The sequence below is a fragment of the Phaeobacter porticola genome, from assembly GCF_001888185.1.
Lineage (GTDB): Bacteria > Pseudomonadota > Alphaproteobacteria > Rhodobacterales > Rhodobacteraceae > Phaeobacter > Phaeobacter porticola.
Window position 1 is genome coordinate 3,567,186 of record NZ_CP016364.1, and the last position, 13,843, is coordinate 3,581,028.

The following is a 13,843-nucleotide window of genomic DNA, read 5'->3' on the forward strand; positions in this document are numbered from 1 at the left end:
GAGGGTTACTTAGGATGTTGAAGGCGCGGATACAAACGGCTGTTTCTCTTATCTATCCGCCACGTTGCCTTGCGTGTGGTGATTGGGTCGACAGTGATTTCGGCCTGTGTGGCGCATGCTGGCGCGAAACATCGTTTGTCAGCGGAACATGTTGCGATGGCTGCGGTGTGCCGCTGATGGGTGAAGATGATGGGTTTCGTCTGGAATGTGATGACTGCATTGATCATCCACGGCCTTGGCAGCAAGGTCGGGCCGCATTGATCTACGAAGGCACCGCTCGCCGTTTGATCCTTGCGCTGAAACACGGAGACCGCACTGAAATTGCCGGACCTGCTGCAGGTTGGCTGGAGCGTGCCGCAGCGGAACTGCTGGAAGACGACCCGCTGGTCGCCCCTGTGCCTCTGCATTGGTCGCGGTTTCTGCGGCGTCGCTTTAATCAATCTGATTTGCTGGCACGGGTTGTGGCTCGTAACAGCGGGCTGGCCTATTGTCCGGATTTACTGCGGCGCACCGAACGTACACCATCGTTAGAAGGCCAGAGCCGCAGTCAGCGGTATGCAACATTGGCGCGCTCAATCATGGCCCATCCGAAGCGTGCCAAGCAGATCCGCGGGCGTACCGTCTTATTGATAGATGACGTTATGACCAGCGGAGCAACCCTTACGGCATGTAGCGAGGCTTGCCTGGGTGCAGGTGCCAGGGCCGTTCGTGTCGCTGTCCTTGCAAGGGTCACTCACACGTGATCTGAACGCGACGGGGCTGGAAATTTATGGATGGACTGCCCAAGTTCAGGGCCAGACCAAATGTCACGTTTAATGGAGACCCGAATGAAACCGGTCGAAATCTACACATCTCCGCTCTGCGGCTTTTGTCATGCCGCTAAGCGCTTGCTAACGCAAAAGGGGGTGACTTTTGATGAAATCGACGTCTTGGCGGACCCTGATCGCAAGGCCGAGATGATTCAACGCGCCAATGGTGGCCGGACCGTTCCGCAGATCTTTGTGGGCGAGACTCATGTTGGCGGTTGTGATGATCTTTATGCGTTGGATCGGTCTGGTAAGCTGGATCCACTGTTGGCCGTCTGAACGCCTTGGGGTGCAAGTCCGGTGGCCAAAAAGAGTGAACATTAGAGGATAGCATCCATGCGCGCAGCATTGCTTCAATTGACCTCAAGCGACCAGCCTGCGGAGAATCTGTTGATCGTTCAGAAGATGATCGCAGAGGCGGTCGTTGGCGGCGCTGGATTTATCCTCACACCGGAGGTGACAAACTGCCTGTCGAGCAGCCGCAGCCACCAGCGTTCGGTCCTGCGTCACGAAGCGGACGACCCGACGCTCGCGGCACTGCGCAAGACGGCAGCGGCCCACCGCATCTGGCTGTCGCTTGGATCGCTTGCATTGAAAACGAGGGATGCCGATGGGCGCTTTGCCAATCGTCAATTCCTGATCGGTCCAGAAGGTGACATCGTGGCGCGCTATGACAAGATCCACATGTTTGATGTGGATGTCACGGCCGAGGAAACCTATCGCGAATCGGATGGGTATCGGCCCGGTACGCGCGCGGTGGTGGCGCAGACATCTTTTGCCGCGCTCGGCATGACCATCTGCTATGATCTGAGGTTTCCCTATCTGCATCGCAGTTTGGCTCAGGCAGGCGCGGATGTCTTGCTGGCGCCGGCCGCCTTTTCGCATGTGACGGGTGCTGCGCATTGGCACGCGTTGCTTCAGGCTCGCGCGATTGAGACGGGCTGTTACGTGCTGGCACCAGCGCAGACGGGTACCCACCCGGCGACCAAGGGCAAATCGCGCCGCACATATGGGCATTCGCTTGTTGTATCGCCTTGGGGTGAAGTTCTGACCGATGCTGGGACAGATGTTGGTATCGCCTACGTTGATCTTGACCTTGAAAAAGTGTCACAAGCGCGCAGACAGGTTCCTGCGCTGTCCCATGATCGAGAGTTTGACGGCCCCTGATGGATGACAATAATTCCCTTGCGGTTTCGCTGTTCAGCGAGATTTTAATGGCAGATCAGCTGGCGCGGACCCGGCTGGGACAAGTTCTGCCTAAGGGGATGGAGCTGTCGCATTTTTCAGTGTTGAACCATCTCGCACGCACAGGTGTCGAGCGGTCGCCGGCGCAATTGGCCAAGGCGTTTCACGTGACACGTGGTGCGATGACCAATACGCTGAGCAAGCTGGAGGCGGCAGGATACGTTCATATTCGTCCCGATTGGGATGATGCCCGGCGCAAGATGGTCGCGATCAGCCCGGCTGGGCGTCAGGCGCGGGATGCAGCACTGGCCAGCATTGTTCCGATGATTTCTGAGGTCGTGGATGAATTGGGTGGCGATCGTGTGAAGTCCGCCTTACCGATCCTGCGAGAGTTCCGCATCAAACTGGGTAGTCGGGACTGACGTCTGCTCGACTGCTTGATGAAGAGGTCATCCAACAACGAAAAAAGGACGTCTGCGAACAGACGTCCTTGGTGCCCCCCCGTCAGGCTGGTCCGTGAGTGGTACGCTTAACGACAGGGCGACCCGGAACAAGGGTCTCTGTGCATTCACTCGGTGACAGGTCAAACAGTTTGACCCTTAGCTCGTTTTATCACGGAGCCAGAGCCACCCCAACGACGCAGAAGGATGATCATCTATCCTAAAGTATAGGGTTGGGGTGACTTTATCGGCATTTATCTGGGTTTTGTGCTGGCGGTGACATAATTTACGCTAAGATCACGGTCGGAAAGCGACCAGCTCCAGAGGATCGGGTTGAATACGAAACCCTTTCGATCTACCGGAGTCAGACCAGCCTCTGAGAGCAAGTCGAACAATTCATCTGGAGTGATGAATTTGGCCCACTCATGGGTTCCGCGTGGCAACCAGCGCATCACAACCTCAGCACCAAATATCGCCATCGCGTAGCTTTTAGGGTTCCGGTTGATGGTCGAGCAGATCTGCAATCCGCCGGGTTTCAACAATTGTCGCGTCGCCGTAAGATAACTGAGCGGATCTGCCACATGTTCCACCACTTCCATGTTCAGCACGATATCGAATTGCTCGCCTGCGTCTGCCAGTGCTTCGGCAGTTGTATGACGATAGTCGATGTTCAGGTCGGATTGTTCTGCGTGGATCTGCGCCACCGGGATATTTCCTGCCGCAGCATCTGCACCGACCACCGTTGCCCCCAGCCGTGCCATCGGTTCGCTGAGCAACCCGCCGCCGCAACCGATATCGAGGATGCGCAGACCATCAAAAGGCGCGTCCACCGACAGATTTCGCCCGAATTCGCCTGCGATCTGTCGGGTAATGTAGTCAAGACGGCAGGGGTTTAGCATATGCAACGGCTTGAATTTGCCGGCCGGATCCCACCATTCTGCGGCCATAGCCTCAAATTTTGCGATCTCGGACGGGTCTACCGTCGATTGAGGCGCTTGCATTCCTGTCTCCGTATGTTCTTTTGTCATTCAGGACTAAGTTAGGTCAGTAATGGACAAATACCCGTATCAAAAGCGCGCAGTGCAGTATTTGTATCCGCCTCTTGAACCCTTTGATCAGCGTATGGTCGAAGTCGGTCAGGGGCACCATATCTATATGGAGCAGAGCGGCAATCCAGACGGCATACCTGTGGTAGTCTGTCACGGGGGGCCTGGCGGTGGCAGCAGCCCGGCGATGCGGCGATATTTCGATCCGGAGCACTATCGGATTGTTCTGTTCGATCAGCGGGGCTGCGGACGGTCGCGGCCACATGCCTCATGCGAGGATAACACCACCTGGCACCTAGTCGCGGATATGGAAATTATCCGGCGTTTGATAGGCGTTTCACAGTGGATGGTGTTTGGGGGCAGCTGGGGCGCAACCCTGTCGTTGGTTTATGCGCAAACCCATCCTGAACGTGTGCGTCAGTTGATCCTTCGCGGGGTTTTTCTGATGACCAAATCTGAACTGGATTGGTTTTATGGCGGTGGCGCTGGGCGGTTCTGGCCCGAAACCTGGTGCCGGTTTGTCTCCCTGGTCCCGGATTGCGAGCGGGGCGATCTGATTGCTGCCTACAACAAGCGGCTGTTTTCCGGCGATATGGCGGAGGAAATCCGATTTGGCCGCGCCTGGTCCGCCTGGGAGAATGCGTTGGCGTCCATTCATTCCAATGGAATGTCTGGGGACAGCCCCGGCGACTACGCACGTGCCTTTGCGCGGCTTGAGAATCACTACTTTATCAACGGTGGTTTTCTGGACTATGACGGTCAGATCTTTGCCAATATGGGGCGGATCTCGCATATCCCCGGCATCATCGTACAGGGACGCTATGATATGATATGCCCGCCAACCTCTGCCTGGCGGCTAAAAGAGCTCTGGCCAAATGCAGAGTTGAAGATGGTGCGCAATGCCGGCCATGCTTTGTCGGAACCGGGAATCAGCGCTGAATTGGTGCGCGCTATGGACCGGATTGCGGAGGAGCAGGAGCCATGACCCGGATTGACAGACGTGCGCTATTTACGTCCGGCGCTGCCGCTGCCCTGCTTGCCGCGACCGGAACGGCGCAGGCACAGACCCCGCGTACTGGTGGGGTGCTGCGCTTGGCACTGCCCCGCGATGGCGGGTCGATGGATCTAGTGGCGCGCGGGGCCGTATTCGACACGTTGACAGAAATTGGTCCCGAGGGGTTGTTACGGGCTGAGCTGGCAACACAATGGAGCAGCAGCCATGATGCGCGGGTCTGGAGGTTTGATCTGCGGTCTGATGTGACTTTCCATAAGGGTCAGGTTTTTGGTGCGCAGGATGTTGTCGCGTCCCTGCAAGAGAGCGAGATTGCGCAGTTAGGTGCTGCGCGGATCGACGCGTTGTCTCCTTATAGCGTGCAGGTGTCGCTTGCCGCTGCAAACCCACATCTACCCTATCTCTTGGCTGATCACCGTTTCGCCATCACAGCCGATGGGGATTTGTCCGGTGATTTGACCGCCGCCAATGGCACCGGATGCTACCGCGTCGAGCGGGCGCGCAATGGGCGCGATTTCCGAGCGACTCGCATGCGAGATCATTATAAGTCTGGCCACGCCGGTTGGGTTGATACGGTCGAACTGGTTGTGATCCCCGATGCAGCGGTTCGGGCAGAGGCACTGCGGGATGGATATGTCGATGTTGCTGCGCTACCCGCACCGGCAGGGCTCCTTTCACGCGGTAGCTATCAATATCACCCCTCTGCCAATGACATGGCTTTGGCTGCCTCTCATGACGTCGGAATTCCACGGGCCATTGGTAATCGGTCCGTGCTGGACGATGGGCGGATTGCAGAGCGCTGGTGGTGTATATAAACCGGACTGGGTCAGGGGAACTGCCCCTTGCAGTTTCACCTGATCCGGCGTATATGCATTTTCTAACAGCGGCGCGTCGGGCTTGGCCCTCAGCTCCACCGGAAAGTTCAACGGGCCGCGCGCCCGTTTTTTTGTGCCCGAATCACAGATCTGGAATCCGTATGACCAATGACCTGATAGCCAAGGCAGCCATCGACCGTCGGCTTGCCGAGATCATCACCCCGGTGATCGAAGATCTCGGTTTCGAGCTTGTACGTATTCGGCTGATGTCTGGCAAAACCACCACGCTGCAAATCATGGCGGACAAGCCAGAAGGTGGTATCGAGGTGGACGGCTGTGCCGAAATCTCCAATGCCGTCAGCGCGACGCTGGACGTCGAGGATCCGATTCTTGATAGCTATGCGCTGGAAGTGTCCAGCCCTGGTATTGATCGACCGCTGACTCGGCTGAAGGATTTTGCGATGTTCGAGGGCTATGAGGCCAAGATCGAAACCTCTGAGCTAATTGACGGCCGTCGCCGTTTTAAAGGCGAGCTTGCCGGCGTTGAGGATGACGAGGTTCTGATCAATATCGAAGAACATGGCGAGATCATCACCATCGGGCTGAAATTCGATTGGCTGAGCGATGCCAAACTGGTTCTGACCGATGATCTGATCAAAGAAATGCTGCGCCAGCGCAAGGCTGCAGGCACCCTAAACGAAGACGAATTCGACGAAATCGAGGCCGATGGGTCCGAAGAGGAGAAAAAGTAATGGCTATCACCTCAGCAAACCAGTTGGAGCTTTTGCAAACCGCAGAAGCCGTGGCGCGTGAAAAGATGATCGACCCCGCGCTGGTCGTCGATGCGATGGAAGAGAGCCTCGCCCGGGCCGCCAAGAGCCGCTACGGCAGCGAAATGGATATCCGCGTAACCATTGATCGCAAGACCGGTCGCGCCACATTCACCCGTGTACGCACTGTGGTCGAAGATGATGCATTGGAAAACTATCAGGCCGAACTGACCGTGGAGCAGGCGCGTCAATATATGGCCGAGCCCACAGTCGGTGACGTTTACGTCGAAGAAGTCCCTCCGGTCGAAATGGGTCGGATTGCCGCCCAGTCGGCCAAGCAGGTGATCCTGCAAAAAGTTCGCGAAGCCGAGCGTGATCGCCAATACGAAGAATTCAAGGACCGTGCTGGCACCATCATCAATGGTCTGGTCAAGCGCGAAGAATATGGCAACGTCATTGTTGACGTGGGTGCTGGCGAGGCAATCCTGCGTCGCAACGAGAAAATCGGCCGCGAGAGCTATCGCCCCAATGACCGTATCCGTTGCTTTATCAAAGATGTGCGCCGCGAAGCCCGTGGTCCCCAGATTTTCCTGTCGCGTACCGCGCCGGAGTTCATGGCCGAGCTGTTTAAGATGGAAGTGCCTGAAATCTATGATGGCGTCATCGAGATCAAGGCTGTGGCCCGTGATCCCGGCTCGCGCGCCAAGATTGCTGTGATCAGCTATGACGGCTCAATTGACCCGGTCGGTGCCTGCGTCGGTATGCGCGGCAGCCGTGTGCAGGCCGTTGTGAATGAACTCCAGGGTGAAAAGATCGACATCATCCCGTGGAATGAAGATCAGCCGACCTTCCTCGTGAATGCGCTTCAGCCTGCGGAAGTCTCCAAAGTGGTTCTGGACGAAGAAGCTGGCAAGATCGAAGTGGTGGTGCCAGAAGAGCAATTGTCTCTGGCCATCGGCCGCCGCGGTCAGAACGTGCGCTTGGCCTCGCAGCTGACACACCTTGATATCGACATTATGACCGAGGAAGAAGAATCGGCCCGTCGCCAGAAGGAATTCGAGGCGCGCACCAAACTGTTCATGGAAACCTTGGATCTGGACGAGTTCTTTGCCCAGCTTCTGGTTTCCGAAGGTTTCACCAATCTCGAAGAGGTTGCTTACGTGGAACTGGATGAGCTTCTGGTTATTGATGGCGTTGACGATGGCACGGCACAGGAATTGCAAGCGCGTGCCGCTGACTACCTGGAGGCCCAGGCCAAGGCGGCGCTGGACGCAGCGCGTGAGCTGGGTGCTGAGGACAGCTTGATTGACTTTGATGGCCTGACGCCGCAAATGGTTGAAGCATTGGCCAAGGATGGCATCAAGACGCTGGAAGATTTTGCCACGTGCGCCGACTGGGAGCTGGCTGGTGGTTGGACCACCAACAAGGGTGAGCGGGTCAAGGACGATGGGATCCTCGAGCCCTTTGAGATGACGCTGGAAGATGCGCAGACTCTCGTGATGACTGCACGTGTTCTGCTGGGCTGGGTGGATCCCACCGAGCTGGAAGCAGATGCTGAAGACGATGCCGATATCGACGTCGGCGAAGCAGAAGAGGGCGAGGCCTGATTCAGGCCTCGCAGCGAGGGTAACAATGGCACGCGGTGGCAATGACGAAGACCGGTCTGACGGACCGGAGCGGAAGTGTCTGGCAACAGGCGAGATCCAGCCCAAAGAAGGGCTGATACGATTTGTTGTTGGCCCGGATGGTCAGGTTGTACCTGATGTACGGGGAAAATTGCCTGGTCGCGGGGTTTACGTGACCTCGACCGAGGCGGCCCTCCGCACGGCGGTAAAGAAGAAACTCTTTGCACGCGGCTTTAAGGCACCCGTCACGGTGCCCGAAGGTCTGGAAGATGAAATCAAGAATCAGGTGCTTCGGCGCCTGATCGAATTGATCAGCTTGGCACGCAAGTCGGGTCATGCGGTATCTGGCTATGAAAAGGTCAAGGATTGGCTGGCCAAGGAACACGCCCGCGTGTTGATCCAAGCTTCGGATGGATCGGGGCGCGGGAAATCAAAACTGAGCACGCCGCACCGTGGGAAATTCATCGGATGCCTCACTGCGGATGAGCTGGGCATGGCATTTGGGCGCCAAACTGTGATACATGCAGCGCTGGCCTCTGGTGGACTCGGCAAACGTGTTGTAGAGGAAGCGCAACGACTACAGGGTTTGCGCGAAACGGTGGGCGGCAAGGGCCGCACGGAAGGATAAAGAGCTTTATGAGCGATAGTGACGGCAAAAAGACGTTGGGTCTTCGTGGTGGGTCTCGGCCCGGGAATGTGAAACAGAGCTTCAGCCACGGTCGGACCAAGAATGTCGTGGTGGAAACCAAGCGCAAACGCGTTGTGGTCCCCAAGCCGACTGCGGCCAAAGGAGGCTCCGGTGCGACGCCTTCTGGTGACGCATCGCGGCGGCCGGCTGGTATCAGCGACGCAGAGATGGCACGCCGCCTGAAGGCGTTGCAGGCCGCCAAGGCCCGCGAAGTCGAGGAAACAGCACAGCGTGAAGCTGAGGAAAAGGCGCGCGCTGAAGAGCGTGAGCGCCGCCGCGCTGAACAAGAGGCGAAGGAACGTGAACAGCGTGAAGCTGAAGAGCGTGCCCGCCAGAAGGCCCAAGACGAAGAGCGTAAGCGCGTCGACGCCGAAGCGGCCGCAAAACGTGCAGCCTCTGACGCTGAAAAGAAAAAATCGGAACCTGCAGCGGCACGTCCGGCTCCTGGACCGTCGTCGCAACCCCGCAAGGGTGACCGCGATCGTGACGACCGTCAGAACCGGAATAACGCTAACAAAGGTCGTAACGAAGGTGGTGGCCGCCGCTCTGGAAAGCTGACACTTGGCCAGGCGACTGGTGGCGAAGGTGGCCGTCAGCGTTCGATGGCATCCATGAAGCGTAAGCAAGAGCGCGCGCGTCAAAAAGCCATGGGCTCGGTTGAGCGTGAAAAGGTAATCCGCGACGTTCAGCTGCCCGAGGCAATTGTTGTCTCTGAGCTGGCCAACCGGATGGCAGAGCGGGTTGGTGAAGTTGTCAAATCGCTGATGAACATGGGCATGATGGTTACTCAGAATCAGACCATTGATGCCGACACAGCCGAACTGATCATCGAAGAATTTGGTCACAAGGTCGTGCGCGTTTCCGATTCGGACGTCGAAGATGTCATCAAAGAGATCAACGATAAGGACGAAGATCTAAAATCGCGTCCGCCTGTGATCACCATCATGGGACACGTTGACCACGGTAAAACCTCGCTGCTTGATGCGATCCGTGACGCGCGAGTTGTGGCTGGCGAAGCGGGCGGCATCACCCAGCATATCGGCGCCTATCAGGTGACTACCGATAGTGGTTCGGTGTTGAGCTTCCTTGATACACCGGGTCACGCGGCGTTTACGTCGATGCGCTCCCGTGGTGCTCAGGTGACAGATATCGTAGTTCTGGTTGTTGCGGCGGACGACGCCGTGATGCCGCAGACCATCGAGGCGATCAATCACGCCAAGGCAGCGCAAGTGCCGATGATCGTAGCGATCAACAAGATCGACAAACCTGCCGCTGACCCGATGAAGGTTCGCACAGATTTGTTGCAGCACGAAGTCGTGGTGGAAGCCATGTCTGGTGAAGTACAGGACGTCGAAGTCTCTGCTGTAACCGGTCAAGGCCTTGACCAACTGCTCGAAGCAATCGCGCTTCAGGCAGAAATCCTTGAGCTGAAAGCCAACCCCGACCGCGCCGCCCAAGGTGCCGTGATCGAGGCGCAGCTGGATGTGGGCCGTGGCCCCGTTGCCACCGTTCTGGTTCAGACCGGGACGCTACGTCAGGGCGATATCTTTGTTGTGGGTGAGCAATACGGTAAGGTCCGTGCGCTGATCAACGACAAGGGCGAGCGCGTTCAGGAAGCCGGGCCCTCGGTTCCAGTCGAGGTTCTTGGCCTCAACGGGACACCCGAAGCGGGCGATGTTCTGAACGTGACCGACACCGAGGCGCAGGCCCGTGAGATCGCTGAGTATCGTGAGCAGGCCGCGAAGGATAAGCGCGCTGCTGCGGGTGCCGCGACCACGCTGGAACAGCTGATGCAGAAGGCCAAAGAAGACGAGAACGTCTCCGAGCTGCCCATTCTGGTCAAAGCTGATGTGCAGGGTTCTGCCGAAGCTATCGTTCAGGCGATGGAAAAGATCGGCAATGATGAGGTGCGTGTCCGCGTGCTGCATTCGGGTGTTGGTGCCATTACCGAATCCGATATCGGCCTGGCCGAAGCCTCCGGCGCGCCGGTCATGGGCTTTAACGTCCGTGCCAATACATCGGCGCGAAACACTGCCAACCAAAAGGGTGTGGAGATCCGCTATTATTCGGTGATCTACGATCTGGTGGACGATGTGAAAGCAGCCGCATCCGGCCTGCTGAGTGCCGAAATCCGCGAGAACTTCATTGGCTACGCCGAGATCAAAGACGTCTTCAAAGTGTCCAACATCGGCAAAGTCGCTGGTTGTCTGGTGACCGAAGGTGTGGCACGTCGTTCGGCTGGTGTTCGCCTGCTGCGTGACAATGTGGTCATCCATGAAGGCACACTAAAGACACTGAAGCGCTTTAAGGACGAAGTGGCAGAGGTCCAGTCTGGTCAGGAATGCGGTATGGCGTTCGAAAGCTATGACGATGTTCGCAAGGGCGATGTGATCGAGATCTTCGAGCGTGAGGAAGTAACCCGCACCTTGGCATGATCTGTTTCATGTGTTTGAGATGATAAAAAACCCCGGCCTAATCGGTCGGGGTTTTTATGTTGACAGCTTGGGGGAGTACAAGCTGGCCAATTCTGCACGAAAGCGTTGTGTGCGCCTGAGATTTTAGGCCGCGTGCCCGACTGGCTTACCTTCATAGGTTTTAGAGCCGACACGTACCGAAATTCTGCCGTTTGGCAGTGAGCGCACAAACGTGCCTTGGACAAAGATAAAAGCGCCCTGCTTAATTGTTCTAATCATGATCGCCTCATACTTGCGCACAATCGTGCTTGTTAGCTCTGAGAGTTCACGAAAAAGATTAACGAACTGTGATGGCCCGCATGATTGATCGGTGGCAGTGATATGGGCGCAGCGGATCCAATTGTATGGCGTCATCATGCTACGATCAAAATAACCTGCTAGAGCCAGTCGCGCAGAATCGGGATTAGCGGAACATCCGCTGCGGGCATCGGATAGTCCCGCAGATTTTGTGCTCGGACCCACTTCAATGTTTGTCCTTCCCGCGCCTGTGGAATTCCGTCCCATTTTCGACAGGCAAACAACGGCATGAGCAAGTGGAAATCATCGTAGCTGTGGCTGGCAAAGGTCAGAGGAGCAAGGCAGGATTGCCAAGTGTTGATGCCCAGCTCTTCTTCCAGCTCCCGGATCAAAGCCGCCTCTGGGGTTTCGCCTTGCTCGACTTTACCGCCGGGAAACTCCCACAAGCCGGCCATAGGCTTCCCTTCAGGACGCTGGGCAAGCAGCACACGTCCCTCGCTATCAATCAGGGCAACGGCAGATACAAGGACCATCTTCATGACCTGTAGTCCGCGTTGATGGAAATATATTGATGGGTCAGATCGCAGGTCCAGACTGTTGCGCTTCCGTCTGCCAGACCCATATCAATTTTGATCGTTATGTTGGATTTCTTCATTTCCGCAGCGCCATCAGCCTCTTTGTAGGTTGGTGATACCCAGCCTTTTTCGGCGACCAGTACATCACCAAAAGAGATCGACAGCCGGTCACGGTCAGCAGCGGCGCCGGATTTCCCGATCGCCATGACAATCCGGCCCCAGTTTGGATCCTCGCCAGCGACGGCGGTTTTGACCAGCGGCGAGTTTGCAATGGATAGGCCGTGAACCTTGGCGTCGTGGTCATTCATCGCCCCACTCACCTGGATCTCCACAAATTTGGTGGCACCTTCGCCGTCGCGCACAACCTGATGCGACAGGTCCAGCATCACGGTTTCCAACGCCATTGCAAAGTCAGAATTCCCCGCGACATCAACATCCGACGCCCCTGTTGCGCAGAGCATCAGACTGTCAGAGGTCGAGGTGTCGCTATCAACGGTGATACAGTTGAAGGTACGATCGCAGATAGATGAGAGCAGTTGCTGGAGATCGTTTTGAGCCAGCGTGGCATCGGTAAAGATGTAGACAAGCATGGTCGCCATATCTGGGGCGATCATGCCAGATCCTTTGGCAATCCCGGAAATAGAGACTGTTTTACCGCCAATATCGACAGTTGCCATCGCCCCTTTTGCAAAGGTGTCGGTGGTCATGATCGCGTGCGCAGCGCTGTCAATCGCAGAGGTGTCCAGAGCATTATTTAATGCGCTGATCTTTGCCACAATCCTATCATGTGGCAAAGGCTCACCGATCACACCAGTTGATGCCGTGAAAACACGCGCCTCCGGGATATTGGTGATATCGGCTACAGAGCGGGTGATCTCGGCAACCGACGTCTGGCCATGATGGCCGGTAAAGGCATTGGAGTTGCCGGAGTTCACCAGAATTGCAGCGCCACTTGCGCTGGCGGTATCAGCAGCTGCGGCCAGCTTGGCTTGACAGTCCAGTACCGGGGCTGATCGGGTGGCTGATTTGGTGAATACCCCGGCGATTGTCGTGCCGGGGTCCATCACCGCCAGCATCACGTCTGTGCGATCTTGGTATTTTACACCAGCGGCTGCCGCCGCAAAGCGGACGCCCGCAATATCAGGCAGGTCCGGGAAATGATCCGGGGCTAGTGGGGACCGAAGCATAGCCATTTTCAGTTCCTCACCAAATCCAGGTTTTTCAGAATTGCAGGGTCCAGATCTTCGATCTCTGGCCGTTCGATTTTGGCTTCGGTGGTCAAACTGCGCACGCGTTCCTCGACGGCATCTTGGCGCATCTGGGTCGCCAGTTCCTCACGGACCTCGTCAAATGTTGGTGCAGCAGAGGTGCGACGTTCGTTCAGTTTGATTACATGCCAGCCAAATTGAGTCTGAACGGGATCAGAGACTTCGCCTGTACGCATTGCCAGCACGGCCTCTTCGAATTCAGGGACCATGCGACCCTTGGTAAACCAGCCCAGTTCACCGCCGTTGGGCCCGGAGGGGCCGGTGGATCGTTCTTGCGCCAATGTCGCGAAATCAGCGCCTTCGTCCAGTTGCGCACGCACAGAAGTAGCGTCGTCTTCGGTTTCGACCAGAATATGCGAGGCGTTAAATTCATCGCCACCAGTTCCATCGGTGTATTTATCGTCATAAGCGGTGCGCAGATCTTCTTCAGATGCAGCGCTTTCCATAACTTTTTCAATGACATCCGCCGCCAACAATGAGCGGGCTTCATTCTCCAGTGAAAGGGCAACGTATTTCGGAACTTCACCATGCAGCTCTTGTTTCAGGCTGGTCTGTTGGATCAGCTGGTCAAGGATCGCGTCGTATAGGACATCATCCGGCAGTTCCTGATATTGCTGCGGTAGCGTTGCGCGGGCAATGATCATGTGACCGATGGTGATCTCTTCGCCATTCACAGTCGCAACCACAGTATTTGCATGGGGTGTTGCCGCTGCAGGCAGGGGGAGTGTCAAAGCCACAGCCAAGGCCAGGCCCGGCAAAAAAGTGAGACCTTTGCGCATTGAATTCTTCCTATTCTCTGGCCACGACAGGGCGTAGCGTTGACACTGTATTTGCGGGACCTTACATCGCCATGAGGCCTTTGGAAGGACCGCTGTTCCATCATTGTTTATGGGTTGCGAGCG

14 protein-coding genes are annotated in these 13,843 nt (G+C 56.7%); 10 read left to right on the forward strand and 4 right to left on the reverse strand.

The window, feature by feature from the left end:
• The first annotated feature begins 14 nt into the window (after positions 1–14).
• From PhaeoP97_RS17125 to PhaeoP97_RS17140, 4 genes are all read left to right on the forward strand, one after another.
• Positions 15–743 carry a ComF family protein gene (locus PhaeoP97_RS17125; protein WP_072506124.1) on the forward strand — a complete coding sequence of 243 codons (729 nt, stop codon included), beginning with the start codon at positions 15–17 and terminating at the stop codon, positions 741–743.
• An 84-nt stretch (positions 744–827) separates the two neighbouring features.
• Positions 828–1,085: a glutaredoxin 3 gene (gene grxC, locus PhaeoP97_RS17130; protein ID WP_072506125.1), complete on the forward strand. Its 258-nt coding sequence runs from the start codon at positions 828–830 to the stop codon at positions 1,083–1,085.
• A gap of 57 nt (positions 1,086–1,142) precedes the next feature.
• The gene (locus PhaeoP97_RS17135; RefSeq protein ID WP_072506126.1) at positions 1,143–1,973 is read left to right on the forward strand and encodes a carbon-nitrogen hydrolase family protein; all 831 of its coding nucleotides are present in this window, start codon (positions 1,143–1,145) and stop codon (positions 1,971–1,973) included.
• Positions 1,973–2,413 carry a MarR family winged helix-turn-helix transcriptional regulator gene (locus tag PhaeoP97_RS17140; RefSeq protein ID WP_072506128.1) on the forward strand — a complete coding sequence of 147 codons (441 nt, stop codon included), beginning with the start codon at positions 1,973–1,975 and terminating at the stop codon, positions 2,411–2,413. Before PhaeoP97_RS17135 ends, PhaeoP97_RS17140 begins: the two co-directional genes overlap by 1 nt.
• A gap of 272 nt (positions 2,414–2,685) precedes the next feature.
• Here the strand turns inward: PhaeoP97_RS17140 and ubiG are convergent, their stop codons facing one another.
• Positions 2,686–3,432, reverse strand: a complete 747-nt coding sequence (ubiG, locus tag PhaeoP97_RS17145; RefSeq protein ID WP_072506129.1) for a bifunctional 2-polyprenyl-6-hydroxyphenol methylase/3-demethylubiquinol 3-O-methyltransferase UbiG — start codon at positions 3,430–3,432, stop codon at positions 2,686–2,688.
• 49 nt (positions 3,433–3,481) lie between these two features.
• Between ubiG and pip the strand changes: the two genes are divergently transcribed.
• The 6 genes from pip (at position 3,482) to infB (ending at position 10,822) form a co-directional block, all read left to right on the forward strand.
• Positions 3,482–4,462 (forward strand): prolyl aminopeptidase, encoded by a 981-nt coding sequence (gene pip, locus PhaeoP97_RS17150; RefSeq protein WP_072506131.1) that lies wholly within the window; start codon positions 3,482–3,484, stop codon positions 4,460–4,462.
• The gene (locus PhaeoP97_RS17155) at positions 4,459–5,304 is read left to right on the forward strand and encodes an ABC transporter substrate-binding protein (protein ID WP_072506132.1); all 846 of its coding nucleotides are present in this window, start codon (positions 4,459–4,461) and stop codon (positions 5,302–5,304) included. Before pip ends, PhaeoP97_RS17155 begins: the two co-directional genes overlap by 4 nt.
• 161 nt (positions 5,305–5,465) lie before the next feature.
• Positions 5,466–6,056 (forward strand): ribosome maturation factor RimP, encoded by a 591-nt coding sequence (gene rimP / locus PhaeoP97_RS17160; protein WP_072506133.1) that lies wholly within the window; start codon positions 5,466–5,468, stop codon positions 6,054–6,056.
• Entirely contained in the window at positions 6,056–7,681 is a 1,626-nt protein-coding gene (nusA, locus tag PhaeoP97_RS17165) for a transcription termination factor NusA (protein ID WP_072506134.1), read from the forward strand. The genes rimP and nusA overlap by 1 nt, the downstream gene beginning before the upstream one ends.
• A 25-nt stretch (positions 7,682–7,706) precedes the next feature.
• Positions 7,707–8,327 carry an RNA-binding protein gene (locus PhaeoP97_RS17170; RefSeq protein WP_072506135.1) on the forward strand — a complete coding sequence of 207 codons (621 nt, stop codon included), beginning with the start codon at positions 7,707–7,709 and terminating at the stop codon, positions 8,325–8,327.
• A gap of 8 nt (positions 8,328–8,335) precedes the next feature.
• Complete coding sequence (gene infB / locus PhaeoP97_RS17175) at positions 8,336–10,822, forward strand: translation initiation factor IF-2 (RefSeq protein ID WP_072506136.1); 2,487 nt, start codon at positions 8,336–8,338, stop codon at positions 10,820–10,822.
• 416 nt (positions 10,823–11,238) lie between these two features.
• Here infB and mutT read toward each other — a convergent pair whose 3' ends face one another.
• The 3 genes from mutT to PhaeoP97_RS17195 are packed head-to-tail and all read right to left on the reverse strand — an operon-like array spanning position 11,239 to position 13,720.
• The gene (mutT, locus tag PhaeoP97_RS17185; RefSeq protein WP_072506138.1) at positions 11,239–11,637 is read right to left on the reverse strand and encodes an 8-oxo-dGTP diphosphatase MutT; all 399 of its coding nucleotides are present in this window, start codon (positions 11,635–11,637) and stop codon (positions 11,239–11,241) included.
• Positions 11,634–12,866 (reverse strand): bifunctional glutamate N-acetyltransferase/amino-acid acetyltransferase ArgJ, encoded by a 1,233-nt coding sequence (gene argJ, locus PhaeoP97_RS17190; RefSeq protein WP_072506140.1) that lies wholly within the window; start codon positions 12,864–12,866, stop codon positions 11,634–11,636. The genes mutT and argJ overlap by 4 nt, the downstream gene beginning before the upstream one ends.
• Positions 12,867–12,868: 2 nt before the next feature.
• Positions 12,869–13,720, reverse strand: a complete 852-nt coding sequence (locus PhaeoP97_RS17195) for a foldase protein PrsA (protein WP_072506142.1) — start codon at positions 13,718–13,720, stop codon at positions 12,869–12,871.
• Between the last annotated feature and the right edge of the window lie 123 nt (positions 13,721–13,843).